The 22,478-nt window shown below is 59.3% G+C and carries 16 protein-coding genes and 1 riboswitch; of the genes, 15 read left to right on the forward strand and 1 reads right to left on the reverse strand.

Translation table 11 applies throughout. From position 1 onward, the window contains the following. Positions 1–26: 26 nt before the first annotated feature. From HY011_18565 to HY011_18610, 10 genes are all read left to right on the forward strand, one after another. Positions 27–530, forward strand: a complete 504-nt coding sequence (locus HY011_18565; GenBank protein ID MBI3424944.1) for a hypothetical protein — start codon at positions 27–29, stop codon at positions 528–530. A 316-nt stretch (positions 531–846) separates the two neighbouring features. Beyond that, a complete protein-coding gene (locus HY011_18570; protein ID MBI3424945.1) occupies positions 847–3,153 on the forward strand; it encodes a beta-lactamase family protein in 2,307 nt (768 codons plus the stop codon). A 583-nt stretch (positions 3,154–3,736) separates the two neighbouring features. Continuing rightward, positions 3,737–5,434: a hypothetical protein gene (locus tag HY011_18575; protein ID MBI3424946.1), complete on the forward strand. Its 1,698-nt coding sequence runs from the start codon at positions 3,737–3,739 to the stop codon at positions 5,432–5,434. 188 nt (positions 5,435–5,622) lie between these two features. Further along, entirely contained in the window at positions 5,623–6,237 is a 615-nt protein-coding gene (locus HY011_18580; protein MBI3424947.1) for a Uma2 family endonuclease, read from the forward strand. Between the two features lie 7 nt (positions 6,238–6,244). Further along, positions 6,245–6,352: riboswitch (TPP riboswitch) on the forward strand. Further along, positions 6,347–8,248, forward strand: a complete 1,902-nt coding sequence (gene thiC, locus HY011_18585) for a phosphomethylpyrimidine synthase ThiC (protein MBI3424948.1) — start codon at positions 6,347–6,349, stop codon at positions 8,246–8,248. (Overlaps the previous riboswitch by 6 nt.) Positions 8,249–8,484: 236 nt before the next feature. Then, positions 8,485–8,856, forward strand: coding sequence for a transcription initiation protein (locus HY011_18590; GenBank protein ID MBI3424949.1), 372 nt, complete (start codon positions 8,485–8,487; stop codon positions 8,854–8,856). A 129-nt stretch (positions 8,857–8,985) separates the two neighbouring features. Further along, positions 8,986–10,257 (forward strand): RNA polymerase subunit sigma, encoded by a 1,272-nt coding sequence (locus HY011_18595; protein ID MBI3424950.1) that lies wholly within the window; start codon positions 8,986–8,988, stop codon positions 10,255–10,257. A gap of 179 nt (positions 10,258–10,436) precedes the next feature. After that, a complete protein-coding gene (locus HY011_18600) occupies positions 10,437–10,862 on the forward strand; it encodes a hypothetical protein (protein ID MBI3424951.1) in 426 nt (141 codons plus the stop codon). A gap of 142 nt (positions 10,863–11,004) precedes the next feature. Then, on the forward strand, positions 11,005–11,778 hold the full coding sequence (locus tag HY011_18605; protein MBI3424952.1) for a hypothetical protein: 774 nt from the start codon (positions 11,005–11,007) through the stop codon (positions 11,776–11,778). Between the two features lie 190 nt (positions 11,779–11,968). Then, complete coding sequence (locus HY011_18610; GenBank protein ID MBI3424953.1) at positions 11,969–12,736, forward strand: SDR family oxidoreductase; 768 nt, start codon at positions 11,969–11,971, stop codon at positions 12,734–12,736. A gap of 115 nt (positions 12,737–12,851) precedes the next feature. On the opposite strand, the gene HY011_18615 is transcribed toward HY011_18610, so the two are convergent. Further along, the gene (locus HY011_18615; GenBank protein MBI3424954.1) at positions 12,852–14,195 is read right to left on the reverse strand and encodes a hypothetical protein; all 1,344 of its coding nucleotides are present in this window, start codon (positions 14,193–14,195) and stop codon (positions 12,852–12,854) included. 494 nt (positions 14,196–14,689) lie between these two features. Between HY011_18615 and HY011_18620 the strand changes: the two genes are divergently transcribed. From HY011_18620 to HY011_18640, 5 genes are all read left to right on the forward strand, one after another. Beyond that, on the forward strand, positions 14,690–16,942 hold the full coding sequence (locus HY011_18620) for a right-handed parallel beta-helix repeat-containing protein (protein MBI3424955.1): 2,253 nt from the start codon (positions 14,690–14,692) through the stop codon (positions 16,940–16,942). Positions 16,943–17,134: 192 nt separating this feature from the next. After that, the gene (gene xerC / locus HY011_18625; GenBank protein ID MBI3424956.1) at positions 17,135–18,052 is read left to right on the forward strand and encodes a tyrosine recombinase XerC; all 918 of its coding nucleotides are present in this window, start codon (positions 17,135–17,137) and stop codon (positions 18,050–18,052) included. 350 nt (positions 18,053–18,402) lie between these two features. Next, positions 18,403–19,008: a sigma-70 family RNA polymerase sigma factor gene (locus HY011_18630; GenBank protein ID MBI3424957.1), complete on the forward strand. Its 606-nt coding sequence runs from the start codon at positions 18,403–18,405 to the stop codon at positions 19,006–19,008. Between the two features lie 90 nt (positions 19,009–19,098). Beyond that, entirely contained in the window at positions 19,099–20,013 is a 915-nt protein-coding gene (locus HY011_18635) for a hypothetical protein (GenBank protein ID MBI3424958.1), read from the forward strand. 488 nt (positions 20,014–20,501) lie between these two features. Next, positions 20,502–22,298 carry a hypothetical protein gene (locus HY011_18640; GenBank protein MBI3424959.1) on the forward strand — a complete coding sequence of 599 codons (1,797 nt, stop codon included), beginning with the start codon at positions 20,502–20,504 and terminating at the stop codon, positions 22,296–22,298. The last annotated feature ends 180 nt before the right edge of the window (positions 22,299–22,478 follow it).

Below are 22,478 nucleotides of genomic sequence, written 5' to 3' on the forward strand. Positions count from 1 at the left end.
GCGTGGACAAGCAAGGAGAGACCGACATGAAACCGTTCCTGATGACCAGCACGATCACGCTGTTATTGGCGCTGCTGACGCTGAGCGCCGCCGCGCAAACGAATCCGCAAGCCGGCGGCGAGACTCAAGCGCTGGCGCTCGAAGTAAAAAAACTGCGGCTGGAACTGCTGCAACAGAAACTCGAATTTCAGGATTGGAAGATTGCGCAACTCAACCGCGAATTGCGCCAGGCCCAAACCGAGCAACAACGGCTGGAAGAGGAAGAGCGCGCCATCCAGCAAGAACTGAGCGCGCTCGAACAACAACTGGCGCAGCACCCGCCCGCCGGCAATGGGCGGGTCAGCGAAGAGGAAGCCGTCAAAACCGATTTGCACCAAAACCGCTGGCCCAAGCTGCGCGCCCGTCAACAACCGGTGTTGCAAATGCTGGCCGAATTGAGCGGCCAGTTGGAACGCGAGCAAGCGGCCCAACGCCAGTTGGCCGAACAGGCGCAACGGCTCAACGCCGAGTTGCGCCGCATTACGCAATGACCGTTGCGCTAGGTAATGCCAGGTAATGACGAATACGCATCCAGCGTGAATGAAACACGGCGCAAGGCTTTGCTCTTGCGCCGTGTTTCATTTGCGCGGGAAGTTTCGCGTTTGGCTTGGCGGCGCGGCGTCACGGCGCGTGCGTCAAGCGCTGTAAGCAATCTTGCAGCCGACTTGTAAGCAACCTCGCTGCCCACGAGGCGCACTGCCGTTACCTTGTCAGCCTCGGAGAGAGAAACCAACACTTGCAGTGCCGCGCGGAAACGGGCGTGACCGGGTTCAGGCGCACTGCTTCATCGAAAAAGGAGACGCAAAAATGCAATTCACCAATCGTCGCAACCAGAGGTTTTGGATTATCACCGCCTGCGCGTTTTGCACGCTGGTGTTCAGCGCCGCCACCTTCTTCCCCGCGTTGACCGGCAGCGCGGCAGGCCTGGCCGCGCCTGGCAGCGCCGCGCCTGGCAACGAGCAAACTATTTTGCAATTGCAGACGCTTGATCCAACTACCGGTGCGCTACTTTCAACGAGCGTGACGAATCACCAGGGTTCTTTCACCGGTTACAATTTTGTGCGCCAATACGCTTACGGCAGCCAGGCCTTCCTGTTGCTGTTGGACGGGAACAAAGGCAAGGCGACGATTCAGAAACTGGACGCCAACGCGCAACTCACCGGCACGCCGTGGCTCACCTTTGGGCACAGCGAATTGCTGTGCACGGCGGCTGACGTGGTGACGTTGAGCGGCTTCAGCTTTCTGGTTACGCACGATGCCTACACCGGCACAGTGCGGCGTTTTCTGCTGCACCCCAACGGCTCATTAAACCTCGACCCCGCCAAGGAATTCACCGAGCTAAAGCTGAAAGACAAAAATGTTTTCAGCGCTTACGTCTATCAAAACAGTGTCAGCTACTTCGCCCTGGACACCTGGACGGGCGCGGCGGTGGTCTACGACTTGAACGGTCAGAATGTCGCTGAGCAAACCTATTCGCGCGGCTGGACGAGTGTGGATCATCTGACTTACGGCGCGACCACGTACCGCCTGTTTTACAAAGCCGCAGGCGATCCGCAGAAAAGCGCGAGCGAGGAAGTGATCGCGACCGACAAGAAAAACCGGTTTGTCATTCAGAAACTGACCGGCAACGGGATGGCCGGCGACAACACCTACGAAGGTTTCAGCAACGGTGAATGGTCAACCGTGCGCTTCCTGCGCACCTACACCGCAGCCGGCCACGTCAAGTACTCCATCTTCCGCTACAACCACGAAAACGGGAATTACCTGGTCACCGATTTCAATCCCCAGACCGGCGTGCCGTTGTTCATCGTCACGGCCCAAGACAATCTGGGCGCGCGCTGGACGGACATCGAACCGTACAGCGTTTATCCGCCGCAAGTGCGTCTGTTCACCCTGACCAGCGATAACGCCGCGCCCTTTACCGCCGCCGAAGTCGAAAAGATGGGGCTGGCGATTCATAATGAATTGTTAGGCAAAGCCGTCGGGTATCAATTTATGGTGGCGCAAGCGGGGCGCGTGATTTACAGCCGCGCCGGGGGCTTCACGCGCCTTTCCAACGGCCCGCTGGTGCCGAATGTGCCGCTGCCGATGGGCATCCGCAGCTCGCATAGCCTGGGCAGCGTCAGCAAGATGATGACGGCCATGACGATCCTGCGGCTGGCCGATCAGGGCAAGCTCGATCTTTACGCGCCCATCGCTGATTACCTGGCAGATGGCGACTATCCCACCATCTGCCGCTACGGCGGCCTCGAAAATCTGCCGCAGTGCTGGGTCAAGCGGACGAAGGTGATCGAATTGCTCAAACATACGTCGGGCATGACGAAAGCCAACAGCGGCTGTACGACCAAAACGGGCGAGTTCGATGACATCACGCCGCCGCAGGTGGATTGCAGGAACTTCTTTTCGGCGACGCCGGACAGCCTGCCCTGCGATCCGCTGAATGGTTGCAAGTGGAGTTACAACAACGCCAACTTCTCCGCCTTGCGCAAAATCATCGAGTTCGTCATCAATGCGGACAAAGGCGCGGGCACGGTCCAGAGCAGCCAGGACATTGTCAAAGAGACCAAGTCGTTGTGGGCCGACAGCATCCGGCTGAGCGGGTTGACGTGTAAATACAACCCCTACGCCCATTATTTTGGGCCGTGCAATGGCAATGGGCCGTGTTACGGCTTCAATGGGAAAGCCTGGTTTCAGAAGGACCCGCCCTCGCCATTGTGGGACGAAGGTTGCGGCGCGGGTGGCTGGTCGGCGTCCTCGCGCGAGATGGTCGAATTCCTATTCGCCATTCGCTACCGGCGGATTTTCTCAGCGGCGAACAATGCCTGGCTCAGCGACTTGTTGCTCAGCACCGACCTGGCGGATTCTTCCGGCAACCCAGGCACAGCGGGTCTCTCGTGGGGCGCTCCGTGGGCCGCCCAAAGCGGCGGCGAAAAGAGTCTGGGGAAAGACGGGGATGTTTCAAACAGCGCGGGTTTGCATAACTACCTCACCAGGCTACCCGACAATTGCGACGCCGTGCTGCTGGTCAACACTAGCCCCGGTGATGCCGAGAACTTGCTGAGAGGCGCTTACAAATATGGCAAGGGGTACACCCATACGCTGCCGAATTATTGAGGCCGCGCCCGCCAGCGCGGAAAACGCCCGAAGTTGACGAGCGTCGGCGCGGATTACCGCACTGGCGCTCTGCGCTATTGCGGGAGGCAGCGCGCCAGCTTTGTCTTTCGCCGCGTTTCATTCTTCGAGCCTTCTCCCAGCCCGGGATTTCAAGTAGCGGGGAAGTCAGGTGGGAGGTGTCAGTAGCTGACGCGCGGGCTACTGACACCTCCCACCTGATTCGCCTCTAACTCGATTTATCCACTACCGAAATCCGCGGCTTTCCGTCGCGAAATCTTTCAGCCTGGACGTGGAGGCGAATGCGAAAGCGATGCACATTCAGTGCATCGCGGTTTAGTTACTCGCATGCAAAAATTGACGCCTACCAGCTCAGATTGCCTGCATTGACCCTGCGCTTGCCTGTGTGTTATTTCCTAAACGTCTTGCAGCGGCGGCGCAAGGCTGCCAGCCGTTGGGCAGTCATTCATTGTGGTCACCGAAATCCAAGTTCAGTCCGAGTAACAGCGGGGAAGAAGCCCTTGGCGCGCCGGAGTTGAGGTGCGTCAACACAAGCTTCAAAGCCTAAGCATCGAAGGGATATTTTATGCAACGCAAAGTTTTCTTATGGAGTCTGGTCTTGACGCTGTTGGTGGGGTTGGGGGCTTTTGCGAGCCTGTTGCGCAAAGGCACTGCCAACAGCACGACGCGGTTGTTGAAACAAGGTCAATTCACCATCTCAGTCACGCCGGTCGGCCCGACGCAGGAGATGATGGATGAGGCGGTGAACGCGATCAACGCCGACCCGCTAGGGCAAAAATACCTGGCGGGGAATCGCGTGCGGCAACTTTCGTTTGAGGTGCTCGACCCGTTGCCGCGTTCGTTGGCGGGGCCGCGTTTCAGTGTGACCTTTTATGATTACACCAACAACCAGCATATTGTTGCCGAGGGCACCTTTGGCACGACGCGCGGCATTACTTTCAGCACGCCTGACTGGCAGCCTTTGCCCAGCGAAGAGGAATTTTTTGCCGCCAGTGAGATCGTCAAACGCAGCGCGCTCTTTTCCGCCGCCGCCCGGCGCGGGGCCTTGCGCTTTTACCGCCCGATGCCGCCGCTGTTGGCTGAAGACCTGGGCGTCAAGGCTGAGCGCACGTTGAATGTCGGCTTTCATTCCAGCGACGCCAACCTGCCGGGACAGATCGTCAGCGTCAATATGATTCGCGGCACGGTGCAAACGCATGCCAGTTATGCGCCACCGACCTCGTTGGCGACGCCGACCGCCTGCGGCCCGCCCGGCGCGGGGCAGGCCACGACGCCGCGCAACACCGCCGGACAATTTGATGTCGTGGTGAGCGCGGGCGCTACCGAAATCTGGCGCATGACGGCGGTGCGGCCTTCGGTCTCGTCGGGCACGCGCGCTTCGGGCGTCGAATTGCGCAATGTGCTTTATCGCGGCAAGACGCTGTTCAAACGCGCGCACGCGCCGATTCTGAACGTGCTCTATGACGGCAACGCCTGCGGCCCGTACCGCGATTGGCAATGGCAGGAAGGCATGTTTGCCGCCACCGGCACAGATGTGGCGACGGGCTTCCGGCTGTGCACTACGCCGCCGCAAACGATGCTCGATAACGGCACTGATACGGGCAACTTTCGCGGTGTGGCGCTGTATCAGGATGGCAACGAAGTCGTTTTGGTCAGCGAGTTGGAAGCCGGTTGGTACCGCTACATCACGCGCTGGCATTTCGGCCTGGACGGCACCGTGCGGCCCGAATTCGGCTTTGATGGCGTAGACAATTCGTGCGTGTGCAACCTTCATCATCACCACGTGTATTGGCGTTTTGACATTGACGTCGCCGAAGCGGGCAAGAACCGCATCACGCAATACGACACGGCCTTTTTCGGCACGCCGGTGCTGGTCGAAGGCAAAGCGTTCCGCGATTACGAACGCAACCGTCACTGGATGATCGAAAACGTCAACACCGGCGACGCCTTCAACCTGTTTGCCGGGGACGCCGATGCGACGGCGGCGGGCGATACCTACGCCAAGTATGATTTGGTCTTCTTACGCTTCAAGAGCGGAGCGACCAATTTGACGAATGAATACGATGACGGTGTGAACACGACCGGGCCGAGCAATACGCAAGCCAATCTGGATCAATTCATCACTGGCGAGTCGTTGGACGGGCAGGACGTGGTGATCTGGTACGGCGCGCATTTCGATCACCTCGTCGGCCAACGCAAAGACGGCGAGTTGCCGGAAGGCAGCCATTCGGTGGGACCGACGTTCACACCGGTGCGCTGGTAGCAAAATCGCAAACTGCGGGCAGCAAGCGGAACGCCGGTAAGAACTCAGGCGGCCCGTTTGCTGCCCGCGCCTTTTGGGGGTCAAATGGACAGGCTGATTCAGCAAGACGAAAGTGGCGAATGATGATTGCGGTATTCGATCTTCCAACACAGTCTTGCTGTGCTGCGTCGTTTTGAAGGAGAGAAATCATGACTGCCGTAATGGAAATGCCTCTTCGCGTGAGAGTCAAAGCGGTTGCAGAAGACGCGCCCAAGCGCCGTTTCACCGTCGAAGAATATCACCGGATGATCGAAGCGGACGTGTTTGCCGAAAATGAACGAGTGGAATTGATCGAAGGGGAGGTACTGCAAATGGCCGCCAAAAGTTTGCGGCACGTCGCGGGCGTGCGCCGTGTGCACAAAGTGTTGAGCAAATTGCTGGGCGGCGCGGTGTTTATCTCTACCCAGGACCCGATTCAAATCGGCGCCGTCTCTGAACCGGAACCTGACTTAGTCATGGCCGTGCCGAGCGCGACTGAATACGAAGATCATCATCCCACGCCGCCGGAGATTTTGCTGATCGTCGAAGTCGCCGAAACCAGTGTGCAGGTAGATCGCCAGCGCAAGTTGCCGCTCTATGCGCAAGCCGGCATTCGCCAGTATTGCAGCCTGAATTTGCGCGGCGGCGAGTTGGAGGATTACCGCGACCCCACGCCCGAAGGGTATCGCAGCAAACGCAGCTACACGCTCAAACAAAGCTTCAATCTCGTGGCTTTTCCAAAAGTCAAAATCAAAGTTGCCGAACTGCTTCCGCGTACCTTTTAGTTCGCCAACTCTATTACAGGGGAGCCGCGCGCTGCGGCTGAGAGTCCTGCACGGCAGGAGACCCTTTGAACCTGACACGGTTAGCACCGTCGTAGGGAGGAACCAAACCATGACCAACAACAACCATTCATCAGAATCGCAACTACCCAATTCACAACGCATCTACGTCAAAGGCGCACAGCCCGGCATCGCCGTCCCCTTCCGCGAAATCACTCAGAACATCACCAAGTCGTTCAACGGCGCAACCGAAGTCAACGAACCCGTCCGCGTCTATGACGTGAGCGGGCCGTGGGGCGACCCGTCGTTCAAGGGTGACGTGCGCGATGGGCTGCCCGCGTTGCGCCGCCACTGGATCATCGCGCGCAACGACGTAGAGGAATACGAAGGCCGCCCGCTGCGCCCCGAAGACAACGGTTATCGTTCGGCACAAGAGGCCGAATACGCCGCGCAAAAAACCAAAGGCAAGCTCGAAGCGTTTCCAGGCTTGCGTCGCCAACCGCTGCGCGCCAAGGCCGGATGCAACGTCACGCAAATGCATTATGCGCGCAAAGGCATCATCACGCCGGAGATGGAATACATCGCCATCCGCGAAAACATGGGGCGTGAAGCCGCGTTCGCAGCGTTAAGCAACGGCGATCGCAGTCAGCTTAACTTTCAGCACCAAGGCGAGTCGTTCGGCGCGAGCATTCCGCCATTCGTCACGCCCGAATTCGTCCGCGCTGAAGTCGCACGCGGACGCGCGATCATCCCGGCCAACATCAATCATCCCGAAGCCGAACCGATGGCGATTGGGCGCAACTTTCTGGTCAAGATCAATGCCAACATCGGCAACAGCGCCGTGGCTTCGAGCATTGAAGAAGAAGTCGAGAAGATGCGCTGGTCAACCAAGTGGGGTGCCGACACGGTGATGGATTTGTCTACGGGCAAGAACATCCACGCCACGCGCGAGTGGATCATCCGCAACGCGCCCGTACCCATCGGCACGGTGCCGATTTATCAAGCCCTCGAAAAAGTGAATGGCAAGGCCGAAGACCTCACGTGGGAAATATACCGCGACACGTTGATCGAACAGGCCGAGCAAGGCGTAGACTATTTCACCATCCACGCCGGCGTGCGATTGCCTTACATCCCGCTAACGGCCAAGCGTATGACGGGCATCGTCTCGCGCGGCGGTTCGATCATGGCCAAATGGTGTCTGGCGCATCACGAAGAAAGTTTTCTTTACACGCACTTCCGCGAGATTTGCGAAATCATGCGGGCTTACGACGTGAGCTTTTCGTTGGGCGACGGCTTGCGGCCCGGCTCGAACGCCGACGCCAACGACGCAGCCCAATTCGCCGAACTCGAAACGCTCGGCGAACTCACGCGTATCGCCTGGGAAATGGATTGCCAAACCATGATCGAAGGCCCCGGCCACGTGCCCATGCATCTCGTCAAAGAGAACATGGACAAGCAACTCAAGGAATGCCACGAAGCGCCGTTTTATACGCTGGGGCCGTTGACGACCGACATCGCGCCCGGTTACGACCACATCACGTCGGCCATCGGCGCGGCGATGATCGGCTGGTTCGGTACGGCGATGCTTTGTTACGTCACGCCCAAAGAACATCTGGGCTTGCCCGACAAAAAGGATGTGAAAGACGGCGTGATTACCTACAAGATCGCCGCCCACGCCGCCGACCTCGCCAAAGGCCACCCCGGCGCGCAATACCGCGACAACGCCATCAGCAAAGCCCGGTTTGAATTCCGCTGGGAAGATCAATTCAATTTGTCACTCGACCCGGATACCGCGCGCGAGTTCCACGACGAGACTTTGCCGCAGGAAGGCGCAAAGCAGGCGCATTTCTGTTCGATGTGCGGCCCGCATTTTTGTTCGATGAAGATCACGCAGGACGTGCGCGATTACGCGGCGCAGAAAGAGCTGGATGAACAAGCGGCGCTGGCGGCAGGGATGCAGGAAATGTCGGAGCAGTTTAAGCAGGCGGGGGCGGAGTTGTATGTCAAGACGTAATTGCTGTTGTCGTATAGTAGTGAGAATTGTGCAGCGGCCTGCTGCACAATTCTCTTTGTAAGCCAAAGGAGCCATCCAATGCCGAGCAAAAAGTCTGTGCGGCCCTGAGTTTTTTACAGGAAAAATAAATTTTCCTGCCCGTGTCGAATTCCGTATTACTGTTTCGTCTATAGGCCGAAGACGGGGCGGTAAAACCGCCTTCCTACTTTTTCAACATTCAGCAGGAGGACTACGAGATGCCGCAATACATGCTGGTTTCACATCACGGGACAGAATTGCCCGCAGGTTTTGAACTGACGCCGGAGATGATTCAGGGCGTGATCCGGAAATACAACGATTGGATTGCCAAGACGCAGCAAGCCGGCCATCTGGTCAGTTTGAACAAACTGAAGGATCGCGATCCGGGCCGCCATCTGACCGGCTTTGGCGACAAACAGGTCGTGACCGATGGGCCGTATGCCGAGACCAAAGAGGTGATCGGCGGTTACTGGATTATTACGGCGGCCAATTACGATGAAGCCGTGCGCATCGCCAGCGATTGCCCGACGCTCGAATTCGGCGGGCGCATCGAGGTGCGCGAGGTCGAAGATCTGTCGGCAATGAGTTAGCTTTCACCACGAAGACTTTCACCACGAAGAAACGAAGCGAACGAAGCGAGGGGAAGTGTGCTCTTGTGCTAACTTTGCATTCGGTCTTCCTTCTTCGCGTCCTTCGCTTCTTCGTGGTTCCATCCTGCAATGACGGACGTACTGAACAAAAACGTGCCGGGGCTCGTGGATCATCTCTTTCGCCATCAGGCGGGGCGGATGATTGCGACGCTGGTGCGCATTTTCGGCGCGCAACACATTGATTTGGCCGAAGAGGTCGTGCAGGAAGCGCTGTTGAAAGCCTTGCAACAATGGGCCTATCGCGGCGTGCCTGAAAACCCGACGGCCTGGCTGATTCAGGTGGCCAAGCATCGCGCGCTGGATGCGCTGCGCCACGAGAGTTCGTTGCAAGCCAAGGCGGACGAATTGACGCGCGCCTTTGCCGCACAAGCGACCCTGGCGAATCAGCAAGCCGTTGGCAATGAACTGCTCGACGATACGCTGGGCATGATGTTTATGGCCTGTCATCCGGCCTTGCCGCGCGAAGGGCGTGTTGCGTTGACGCTCAAAACCGTCGGCGGGTTTGGCACGAGCGAAATCGCGCGCGCCTTTCTGGCCAAAGAGCCGGCGATTGCACAACGGTTGGTGCGCGCCAAACGCCTGATTCGCGAAGAAGGCATCCGCTTTGAATTACCTGCCGCACGCGAGTTGTCGGCGCGGCTCGATTCGGTGTTGGAGGTTTTGTATCTGCTGTTCAATGAGGGCTACACCGCGCACGCGGGTGAGGATTTAGTGCGGGCGGATTTATGCGCGGAGGCCTTGCGGCTGTGCGCCTTGGTGGTGGGTCATCCGGCGACGCGGCAACCGAAAGCGCACGCGCTGTTGGCGTTGATCTTCTTTCACACGGCGCGCATGCCCGCGCGCGTGGGCGCAGGCGGCGAACTCTCGTTGTTGGCCGAACAGGATCGCACGCGCTGGGATCAGCGCTTGTTGGCGCAGGGCTTCATGCAATTGGAGCGCAGCGCGGCGGGCACGGAATTCAGCGAGTACCATTTGCAAGCAGCCATCGCGGCCTGTCACGCGGCGGCGGCGAGTTATGAATTGACCGACTGGGCCGAGATCGTGCGGCTTTATGATCTGTTGATGGGCTTGAATCCCTCGCCCGTGATCGCGCTGAACCGCGCGGTGGCGCTGGCGAAATGGCAGGGCGCTGAGGCTGGCTTGCGCGCCATCGAGGCTATCTGTGAGCATCCGGCTTTGCAGCATTACTACCTGTTGCCCGCCACATTGGGCGAGTTGTGGCGCGAGTTGGGCGAACCGGACAGGGCCGCAAGTTATTACCGGCAAGCCTTGCAGCAACCATGTTCCGAGCCGGAGCGCCGCTTTCTTACGCGCCAGTTGGCAGCGGTGCGGCGCGAGTAAGGCGCGCGGCCTTGCAGGAATGCAAACCGCGTGGGAAGCTCTGCCCCGCGCGAAGGGCCGCGCGCTGTACCAACGTGGCCAACTTGCCAAGTCCCAAGGCGGCAACAACCCGTGTTGACCGCAACCATTCAACAAGCTGTTGACCCCTGGCTGTAAAGGCCAAACACAAGGAGACCATCATGGCGAAGATCAATGTAGGAAGAGTGATTTTGGGCGGACTGGTGGCGGGTGTGGTGTTGAACATCGGCGAGGCGATCTTGAATCTGAAGGTGCTGGGTACGGTGCTGGAAGAGTTCAACAAGAAATTCAATCTGCCTGCGCCCAGCGGTGGATTCATTGCAACGATGACCGTGCTGATGTTTGTCTTCGGCATCGTGCTGGTGTTTGTTTACGCGGCGATTCGGCCACGCTTTGGCGCGGGCGTGAAAACCGCCGTCATCGCAGCCCTGCTCGTCTGGTTCCTGTCGTTCTTTTATTCGGCGTTTTTGAATACGGCGCTGGGCTTGTTTGGAACGGGGCCGTCGGTGGTGGCGATGAGCTGGGAACTGGCCGAAGCGGTGCTGGCGTCTCTCGCGGGCGCCTGGGTTTATCAAGAATCGGCGTAGCTGTTTGGCGCACCTGGCTAAGCGCGCTTAGCCAGGTGCGGATGTTTTGACGCACCGCAGAACAGGCGGTTGGAGGCGGATGCTCTGAGCGGCGCATGACCAACCGGCTGTCGAACTATTTCGCAATAGAGGAGTGCTTGTAATGAGAAGTTGGAAGATGACCTGGCTGTTGATGGTAACGCTGGCCGTAGCGGTTTGTGCTCAGGCGCAAACGTCGCCGAAAGCGGTGACCCCAGCGGAAAAAGTCGAAAGCAAAACACCGCAATTCGATTTGGAGCAATACCAATTCGCCATCCTCAAACGCGGGCCGCAATGGACGCCGGAACAAACGCCCGAAGTCGAAAAGCTGATGGCCGGGCACATGGCCAACATCCAAAAGATGGGCCGCCTGGGCAAGTTGATGGCCGCCGGGCCGCTGGGGAAAAACGAAGCCGGGCTGGCGGGCATTTTCGTGTTCAAAGCCGCTTCGCTGGATGAGGCCAAGGCGCTGGCGGCGGAAGACCCCGCGATCAAAGCCGGGCGGCTGGCGATTGATTTTTGCACCTGGTCTGCGCCGAAAGGATTGGGCGTGAAATTCAATGATGAGTATCGCAAAGACCCCAACACCAAGATCACGATGACCAACTATTACCTGGGGTTGTTGAAGAAAGGCGACAAGTGGACGGCGCAAGCCACACCGGAATTGCAGCAGTTGCAACTGGGCCATCTCTGGTACATCCGCCGCATGCTGGATGCGAAACAGTATTTGAGCGCAGGCCCTTTCAACGGCCACCCCGACGTGCTCGGCATCGTGGTCATCGCCACTGATAAACTTGAAACTGCCAAAGCTATTGCCGAAGCCGATCCGTCCGTAAAGAGCGGGCAACATCGCATGGAATATCTACAGTGGTATGTAGCGAAAGAGGTGTGGCCGTAAGGCAGCCGAAAAGGAGACTACGGAACAGACGGAAATAACAGAACACACAGAATTTCTTTTTGGCTGGTCAGTTCCGTTTGTTCCGTAATCTCTTTTTGCTGTGTAGCCAAAGCAGATTGCAAAAATGAGAGGAAGCTGGAAAACTCCGGCTTCCTCTCATTTTTTGATTCGATAGGACAAGCGCAAAACTATGGCAGCAACATACGATTTACGTGGAAAAGTGGCCGTCGTGACGGGCGCGGGGGCGGGCATCGGACGCGCCGCCGCGCTGGCCCTGGCGCGCAACGGGGCGGCGGTGGTGGTGCATTACTTCAACAATGGGCGTGGCGCCGCCGAAGTGGTCAATGAGATTCAGGCCATGCGGCGCAATGCCTGGCTGGTCAAAGCCGATGTGACCGAGCGCGGCCAGGTGACGCGGTTGATCGAAGAGTCGCTGCAAAACTTCGGGCGGCTGGATGTGCTGGTCAATAACGCGGGTTCGCCCATCAAATTGACACGCACCGAGGACATCACCGATGAAGTTTGGGACGGCGTGATTGACCTCAATCTGAAAGGCGCGTTTCTCTGCACGCAGGCCGCGCTGCCGCATTTCAAAAAACAGCAAAAGGGCCGCGTCATCAATGTCTCTGATTTGATCGCGGCGGGCAACGCCTATGGGCAGGCTTACGGAATGTTGCCTTACGAAGTCGCCAAGGCTGGCTTGAATGCGCTGACCAAATCCCTGGCGCGCGAACTCGGCCCCTATCAAGTGACGGTCAACGCCGTAGCGCCGGGCCTGATCTTCACGCCCTTTCACGACAGATTCTCGCGGCCCGAACGTTTGCAGCAGATCATCGAAGCCACGCCCTTGCGCCGCGCGGGCACGCCCGAAGAAGTCGCCGAGTTGATCGCCTTTCTCGCTTCGGATGAAGCCAGCTTTATTACGGGTGAAGTGTTTGGGATTGACGGCGGGCGCTGAATTCGACACAGAACGGGGAGCGTGAGTGAGCTGAGCTTTGGCGCTGGCGGCGCTCGCCCTATTGCTTACAATGCCAAGGTTCAGGTCGCTCACGCTCTCCGTACTGTTTTTGCACTTACTTGAAATTCACCCGCACCGTATTTGCCAACTTCCCATCCACGGTCAAGAACAGATCCAGATCACCGCGCCCTGCCAACGAACGCGGCACCTCGATGTTGACCTGATCCAACCCCACCAAATCGCCTTGCGCACTGGCATAATCAACCGCCAGGCGCGTCCCGCCGATGAAGGCTTGGGCGTTAGCGAGCGCCGAGCGTCCACGAATGCCCGTGCCAAAGAAAATGCAAAACGTGCGGTCGGTGGCCGCGCCGAAATCAATCGGGTTCGCCACATAACGATTGGTGGCGGAATCAAGCCGCGCAAAGAACGCCGCCGACTGCGGGCCGCTCGCGGGCACGCGCAAGGCATAGCCCGCCGCATAACCGCGCCCATTCGCTTCAAACGTGAACAAACCCGGCGCGACGGTGGCAATCGCCAGCGGGCCGCTGGCCACCGGGCCGCCGGCATTCGAGACGGTCACGAGCGCCTGCCCGTTGGCGGTGCCCGCCGGAATCAAATAGTTAATCTGGCCAATCCCTACAAAAAACAAAGGCGCCAGCCGCTCTACGTTATTGCTGTCGCGCACGCGCACCGAAACGCCGCCGAGCGTAGTCGGCAACGGCACTGAGGTGGCGACCGTCGTGCCTGTGGCCAAGTTCGAGCCGAAGGCCGCGCCGATGGTTTCGGGCGCCAGGCCGTCGGTGGCGAAACTGGCTGCTGAGACGGTGGCGAGCGGCCCCACCGCCGGAATCGTGACGAGCGCGCGAATCATAAAGTTGATGAAGCTGCTGCCCCCGGTCAATTGCAGATTGCCCTGATAGGTCACGCCGTTGTCGGTTGACGCATAGCCGCGATTGGCGAGCGGCGTGTTGCTGTCCGACCAGAAGAACGGCACCCCGGCTTCGTCGGGCTGTTGAAAGCCGACAAAGAAATCGCCCGAAGTGATGGTCGGCCCATTCGTGAGGGCAAAATCCACGAATTCGCCATTGCCGGACACCGGCGGAACCGCGACGGTTTGGTTGACCTGGTAAACCGGATTGCGCGGGTTGTCGGTGCCGCTGGCCGGGCGCGCAAACGCCAGCAGGCGAATCTGTTTGCCCACGACCGAGGGCGTAAGCTGGCGAAAGAAAACGCGGATGGTTTTGAGCGTGGCCGGATAGCGCGTCGGCGTCAGCCGGTTGACGATGATCACACTGGGTTGTCCGACGGGTTGGCCCTCGGTCGTGCCGTCGTCATATTTCAGTTCTTCGTCAGCGGTTTGCTGGGGGGCGGACTCTTTCGCGGGGTTTTCCTGGGCGCGGCTGGCAGCGCCGTAGGCCAGCAACAGTGCACAACAAAGGGCGGCAACGAACATTCGCATAGCATCCTCCTGAAAATTACCTTGGTGATTGAAGCGCGTGGGTTCGCCCGGTCGCCAGTGTACCCGATTGCCAGAATTACGCCGATAGGCTTCGCGTGCCAATTGGGCGTGCCAAAGGGTAGAGGAGCAGGGCTTTTGCAAAGTCGTAATTCGGCACAGCTAAACGGCCATACTGATTCCTGATTCCCGGCTCCTGATTCCTGATGAGCAAAAAAGGCTGGGAGTTTTTGCTCATCAGGAATCAGGAGCCGGGAATCAGGAATCAGTGCAGTGTCGCTCGTTCACACGCTCGCTGACGTTGCAAAACCACAGGGTAGATGGGACATCTGCATGGCCTGACGCCCGTCCCGGCCCGAAAATAATGTTTGTCATTCGCCAACATTGGTGTAAAAAGCTCGCGCATCCTATCCACCCACATCAGCCCACTTCGTCTGGAGCAGTACGCGATGAAGCACGTTCAATGGTTCTTATTTCTTCTTTCAGTTGTTCTCACCATGCTTTTCAGTTTTGGCGGCCCGCCGGTTTCACAGGCGCAAAGCGCTGACCCGCGCTATTACAACATCGGCACGCCCACCGTCACCGACCTTTGGGTAGACCCCGTCAATGGTAACGACAATAACAACGGCGGCACGCGCGCCCAGGCCTTGCGCACGCTGGCGGCGGCCTGGAATCGCATCCCGGCGGGGCAACCGCTGACCGGCGCGGGGCGGCGCGTGATGCTGGCGCAGGGGAATTATCCCGAAGCGAGCTTGCCGAATTACCTGGAACAGCGCTACGGCACCGCGCAATTCCCCGTCATTTTTCAGAGCGCCGACGGACGCGGCAAAGCCGTCTTGCAAGGCGATCTAAACATCTTCGATTGCAAATATCTGTACCTGATTGACCTGACGATTCGGCCTATCCCGGCGGGCGATGCGCTGCATCTGGAAAAGTGCGACCACGTGTTGATGCGCGGTCTCGAACTGGATGGCGGCCAGTGGGTGAATGAAAACCAAACCACGCCCGTCGCGCACGAGACGTTGAAAGCCAATCAGTCGCAGTACCTCTATCTGGAAGATTGCGACATTCACGGCGCGGACGATAACGCGGTGGATTACGTCGCCGTGCAATACGGCCACGCGGTCGGCAATCGCATTCACAACAGCAACGACTGGGCGATGTATGTCAAAGGCGGTTCGGCCTATCTGCGTATCGAGGCGAATGAGTTTTATGACGCGGGCACGGGCGGCTTTACCTGCGGGCAAGGCACGGGCTTTGAATTCATGACCGCACCCTGGCTGCACTACGAGGCGTATGACATCAAGGCGTTCAACAATGTCATTCACGATACGCAGGGCGCGGGCTTGGGTGTAAATGGCGGCTACAACATTCTGTTCGCCTATAACACGCTCTATCGCGTCGGCCAGCGCAGCCACGTCATTGAAGTCGTGCCGGGCGGGCGCGGTTGCGACGGCGATACGGCCAAGTGCCAGAACAATCGCAATCTGGGCGGCTGGGGCGGCACGGCTGCGGAAGGGCAATTCATCCCCAACCGGAATGTGTTCATCTACAACAACCTGATTTACAACCCGCCCGGCTATCAGAGCCAGTATCAGCACTTCGAGATTCGCGGGCCGGTCACGCCGCCCGCGAACAGCAACGTCGCCGCGCCCGCGCGTTCGGATGTCAACCTGCAAATTCGCGGCAACCTGATCTGGAACGGCCCAGCGAATCATGCGCTAGGATTGGGCGAAGACACCGGCTGTCAACCATCAAACCCGACTTGCAACGAAACGCAATTGCGCGCCGACAACGCGATCAACACCGTGCAGCCGCAACTGGTCAACGCGGCGGGCGGCGATTTCCGTCCCGTGCAAAACAGCAACGTCGGCAGCGTCGCCACCTTTGCCGCGCCCAGTTTTGTGTGGAGCGACGCGCCCACCACGCCGAGTGTGCCCGCCGGAACGTTGAGCAACGCCGTCACCCGCGACCGCAACAACAGCGCGCGCACGGGCAATGGCCCGCCGGGCGCGTTTTTGCTGGCTGCTCCGGCGCTGGCGGTGACGACGGTTTCGGCGGCCAGCTATAGCGGCACCGTGCTCGCGCCCGAAGCCATCGTTTCGGCCTTTGGTTCAGCCTTGGCGACGGGCACCCAAGCCGCCGCGAGCACGCCTTTGCCGATGACGCTGGCGGGGACGACGGTCAGCGTGCGCGACAGTGCGGGCACGACGCGTGTGGCTCCGCTCTTTTTCGTCTCGCCGACGCAACTCAACCTTCAAATTCCCGCAGGCACAGCCTTGGGCGCGGCGACAATTTCGGTAGTGAATGGCGGCGGCGTACTGTCAGCCGGGACAGTCACGATTGGCAATGTCGCGCCAGGGCTGTTTTCGGCCAACGCCAGCGGCACGGGCGTCGCTGCCGCCGTCGCCTTGCGCGTGCGTGGTGATGGATCGCAAAGCTATGAGCCGGTGGCGCGCTTTGATGCGGCGCTGAGCCGCTACGTCACTATGCCGCTCGATTTGGGCGCGAACACAGAGCAGGTCTTTTTGATCTTGTATGGCACCGGCTTTCGCCGCCGCGCAAATGCGACCGCGACGGTGGGTGGCGTGTCGGCGCAAGTGGCCTTCAGCGGCGCGCAAGGTGGTCTGGACGGCCTGGATCAAGCCAACGTGCTCGTCCCGCGCAGCCTGATTGGGCGTGGGGAAGTGGAGGTGGTTTTTGCGGCAGATGGGCAGGCGGCGAATATCGTGCGCGTCAACATCCGCTGATTTCGTCTGGGTGCGCGCCGCTTCCAGCGTGCAGTCTCGGCGACAGACGTATACCTACCGGTAGGAAGCCATCCCTTGCCGAGACTGCACGCTGGAAGCGGCGCGCACCCAGGACGGCCTTTGCTGAGAATTTCATTTTCTCCGCTGGAACGCGCTACAATCACGGCCACTCGCTTCGGCGGAGAATTTCCCATGCAAAAATACATTGACGATTTTCTGAAACACCTGAAATACGAGCGCAATGCCTCGCCGCATACGTTGCGCAATTACGAGATTGATCTGGTGCAGTTTTACGATCATCTCGCGCCGCCTGACAAAGACGGCAAGCGGCGCGCCGTGCCGATTCGCCAGATTGATAATCTGGCGATCCGCGATTTCATGGCGACGCTGTACGAGCAGAAGAAAAAGAAAAGTTCGATCCATCGCAAGGTCGCCACGCTGCGCACCTTTTTCAAGTTCCTCAACCGCGAAGGCGTCGTCGAAAACAATCCGGCCAAGCTGGTCGCCAGCCCGCGCGTCGAACGCACCTTGCCCAATCATCTGAACCTCGAACAGATGATCCGCTTTATCGAAACGCCCGAAACCGACACCGTGCTGGGCAAACGTGACCGCGCGATTCTGGAATTGCTTTATGCCAGCGGCCTGCGCGTGTCAGAGTTGACGGGCTTGAATCTGCAAGACATTGATTTCGCCAGCCTGACGGTGCGCGTCAAAGGCAAAGGCCGCAAGGAACGCATCGTACCTTTCGGCGAGCACGCTAAAAAAGCCTTGCAGGAATACCTGGCGGTGCGCGGCGAATTGCTGATCGAAGCCGGGCCGGAACCGCCCGATCCGCTGGCCGTGTTTTTGAATTATCAGGGCACACGCATTACGACGCGTTCGGTCGGGCGGATGGTGGACAAGTACGTTTTGCTGTGCGCCGACGTACATCACATCAGCCCGCACAGTGTGCGGCATTCGTTCGCCACGCACCTGCTTGATGCGGGCGCGGATTTGCGCGTGATTCAAGAGATGCTGGGGCACGTGCGGCTTTCGACGACGCAACAATACACACACGTGGCGATGGACAAGCTGATGGAAGTCTATGACAAGGCCCATCCGAAAGCCTGAGCCTTTGTTCAGGACTTACGCAAAGCTTGGCCACAGAGACACAGAGGCACGGAGCAAGACGGAGAACATTGCCAACACGGTGAAAAAGCTCTGTGTTTGTAGCGCCACTGTGGCTAACTTGTTCGTGTCAGGACTTACGCAGAACCATTGCCACAGAGGCACGGAGTCACAGAGGAAAGGCATGAATGACCGGTAAACTCTCTCTCTCGCTCTGTGTCTCGGTGCCTCTGTGGCAAATTCCGGATTTTGCGTAAGTCCTACGTGTCTTGCGTAAGTCCTGTTGTTTTTGCCTCCCCCCAACGCAATACCAACGCGGCCAACCAAACGGCATTTATGGCCAAACGATATTTATGGACGGATCGTCTACGCCAAAGCGCAAATGGGTGCTGACCAGCGAGGCGCTCGCCAGGTTCCTCGCTTGTCTGGATGCCGATACCGAGCGTGCCGGTGAGCGGTACGAAATGATCCGGCTGGCGTTGGTCAAATTCTTTGACTGGCGGCGCGCGCATACGCCGGAAGAGTTGGCGGACGAAACGCTCAATCGCGCGATCCGCCGCGTGGACGAGGGCGACATTCCCGCTGATCTGCCCAGCTATTGCCTGGGTATTGCCCGCTTCGTGCTGCGCGAAAGCCTGCGCCGTCCCGAACAGCGCGGCATGGACTTGGAAGAAGCCGGCCCGCTGCCCGCGCCCGCCGCTGACGAACTTACAGAGGATGCGCGTCAGTCCTGCTTTGAAAGCTGTCTGCACGAACTGCCCGTGGAGAGCCGCCACTTGATCATGCAGTATTACCAGGATGAGCGCCGCCAGAAAATCAATAATCGGCTGGCACTCGCCGAACGCATGGGCATCCCGCTCAACGCCTTGCGCAGCCGTGCCCAACGCATTCGCAACCGGCTGGAACAGTGCGTCGCGGATTGCCAAAAGAAAAATGTGCGGGCGGGCGGCATGAAATGAATCTCTGCGCCAGTAGTGGGTAGAGAGGCGCTCATTCAATTCCCGCCGCGCCTCTCGGCTACACACGCAGAGAGGGGCACTTTAACGACAATGACCAACGCACAGGAACAACTGGCGCGCCGCTATTTGCTGGGGCAATTGCCCGCGGCGGAGCAGGAGGCGCTCGAAACAGCATTCTTCACCGAGCCGGCGCGCTTGGATGAGGTTTGGGCCGCCGAGAACCAATTGGTGGATGATTACGTGCGCGGCCACCTGGGGCGCACAGAGCAGGCGCAATTCGAGCAGCATTATTTGGATTCCCCACCGCATCGCGAGCGCGTCGCCCTGGCGCGCAAACTGCTCAAAGCCGTGGATGAAACAGCCGCCGCACAAACCACGGCGCACGCACCGGCGTTTTGGGCCAGCCTCTGGGCGTTCCTGCGCGGGCCGCAATTGGCCTGGGGCATTGCGCTGGCGGCGCTGTTGCTGCTCAGCGTCGGCGGGACGCAACTGTGGCGTGAGCGCGCGCAATTGCGCAGCCAATTGGCGGCGGCTCAAACCACGCAACAGCAACGCGAACGCGACTGGGCGGAACAACTCGCCGCCGCCCGGGCGCAACCTGAACAACGCGCAACCGCACCTGCCACGCCCGCACCGGCAATCCCCTCGGCAAGTCCGCCGCCAGCCAAACCGCCCACGGTGTTTGCTTTTGTCTTAAGCGCCAGCCTGTTGCGCGGCGGCGGCGCGCCGCAAGCATTGAACGTCCCGCGCGACGCCAGCCAAGTCGAATTGCGTATGCGTTTGGAAACCAGCGATTACGCCGTTTATCAGGCCAGCCTGCGCACGGTGGAAGGCGCCGCCGTTTGGCAGCGCGGCCAACTCAAACCCCGCGCGGGCCAACTGGCTGTGACGGTGCCCGCGCACAAACTGCGCGCGGGCGATTACATCTTGACGCTCACGGGCGTTTCGGCCACGGGCGCGGTCGAAGAGGTCAATCGTTATTTCTTCCGCGCGAGCGGCAGGTAACCGGCCCAGCCAGTTCTCTCACTCATGCTTCTTCACTTGAAGTCGGGGCACTGTTTCGCAACTGAGGCATGCGCTGCGAAACAGTCATTGACGGCAAAAAAGGCAAGCAGGCAAAAAAGGGCAAAACCAGCATCGGTTTTGCCCTTTTTGCTCCGCTTGGCTTTTTTGTAGCTCGCTGCCTCCACTGGCGGATGCCTTGATTTTCAAAAGTGTCCTGGCTTCAGCTTCTTCACCTAGATCAGGTTTCAATTGAGTGTACGGGTTGCCCAAGCCGCTGGGCGCACTGGTGGGGCAGGTTATTAACCTGCCCCACCCATCACAACCCGTACATGCAAATGCAAACCGATCTAAAAATAAAAACGGATTGTTGCGACATGCTTTTGCTGCGCCGCGCAGTGCCAGTTGAGAGCTAACGCGGCACGTGCAATTGGTATGTGTTCGCCTGGCTTAGACGAAGGAGCTGATCTTCAAGGAGAAGCATGATGCAAATGACAAAACGACTGAGCGCGATTCTACTAACGGTTTTGCTGAGCCTGCCCACCACCCTGGCGCAAGTCCCCCAACGCCCGGCCCCGCCACAGGATGTGCAGATCATTTTGCAACCGGAACAGGTGCGCTTCACTGCGCCTGCCGGGGTGGAGCAGATGCAGTTGCAAGTCTTCGATCAAAGCGGCGAATTGGTTTTCGACAGTCAGCCCCTGGCCGTCAATCAACTCAACTGGCCCTGGCTGGGCGCGGATGGCAACCCGGTCAAAAGCGGCTTGTACGCTTACGCGCTGACGATCAAAACGGCGGGCAAAGACGCCAATGCGTCCACCGAGCGCGTGCGGCGCGGCCATTTCATTTTGGATCGTGCGCGTGAACGCGATGGGCAGTCAGATCGCGTCTGGGTCACCAGCCAGAACGACACCGGCGTCGGCACGGAAGTCAGCGTCGCGCAAACCGAAGAGAGCACCATTGCGGGCGCACGCACGCTGAGCGACCGCGCCAGCGCCAATGGCCGCGACCTGCCGCGCACTATCGAAGAGAAGCCGACCGAGCTAGGCGGCAAGCCAGACCTTAAAGCAACCGTTGCTGCCCCCGCCGCCACCGTCGGGCAGATCGCCAAATTCACCACGGCCACGACGGTCGGCGATTCGCTCATCAGCGAATCAGGCGGCGTCGTGCAATTGCCGGCTTTCGTGTCACTGGCGGCGACACCGCAGGGGAACAATATTTCATTCGGCACGCCCAATACCGAAACCGGAATGACTATCTCCGGGGCGACGGGCAGGGCCGACGTTAGATTCGATGGCACGACGCTGCGACTCCTGGCCGGTCCGGCAGGTGGGCCGCCGTCAAATGGAATCGGTATCACGAGCAGTAATGTTCAGTTGCCGAACGGCGTGCAATTGGGCGTGGGCGCACAAGGGAACCAAGTTGCATTCGGCTCACCCAATTCCGAAACAGGGATGACCATCTCAGGGGCCAGTGGCCGGGCCGATCTCAGGTTCAACGGCACGCTGAAGCTGGTGAATGGCCCCGGCGGTATCCCGCCCCCAACCAATGGCATCGCCATTACCACGGCAGGCAACGTCGGCATCGGGACAGTCACGCCGGCGACCAAGCTGCACGTCGAAAGCTCAGGCTTTACTGAGCTTGCAATCAGGAGCACCAACGAACGCGCGATTTTGTCGCTCAACAACGGCCTCAATCCGCAAGGTTATACCTGGACGTTGGAAAGCGGCGTCGGCGGCCAATTCCCCAGTCTCTTTGGCATCTACAACCGCAATGTGAATAAGCCTGGGCTGACCATTGACGGCAACCTGCTGGTGAGCGTGAAAGCGCTGCAAATCACGGGCGGCGCGGATTTCGCGGAAAACTTCGATGTGCGCGCCGCAAAAAATTCGCACCCCGGCGCTGAGACGGGAATTCAGCCGGGTCTGGTCGTCACGATTGATCCCGGCAACCCAGGCAAACTCAATCTCAGCCAGCGCGCCTATGACCGGCGTGTGGCGGGCATCATCAGCGGCGCGGGCGATGTGAAACCGGGGATGATGATGGGTCACGAGGGGACGTTGGCGGACGGAGAGCATCCGGTGGCATTGAGCGGGCGCGTTTATTGTTGGGTTGACGCCAGGCGCGGCGCGATCAGACCGGGCGATTTGCTGACGACATCGGCCACACCGGGGCACGCGATGCGGGTCTTCAATCCGGCCAAAGCGCAAGGCGCGATCATCGGCAAGGCGATGACCGGGTTGAAATCCGGCAAGGGCCTCGTGCTGGTGCTCGTCACGCTGCAATAAATCTGTGCGGTCCGCCGTGGTAGATGCTTACGGCTCACAACGGCGGGCCGCACGATCTATAGCTTTTAAGAAAACGAATTTCCGAAAAGTCCCAAAGGGACGATTAGCCAACAGCCCAGGGTGAAGCCCTGGGGAGTCGTGCAAATGGTTCGGCAAGCCCTGAAAGGGCACCAGCCAAGT

It is taken from the genome of Acidobacteriota bacterium, assembly GCA_016196035.1.
Lineage (GTDB): Bacteria > Acidobacteriota > Blastocatellia > RBC074 > RBC074 > JACPYM01.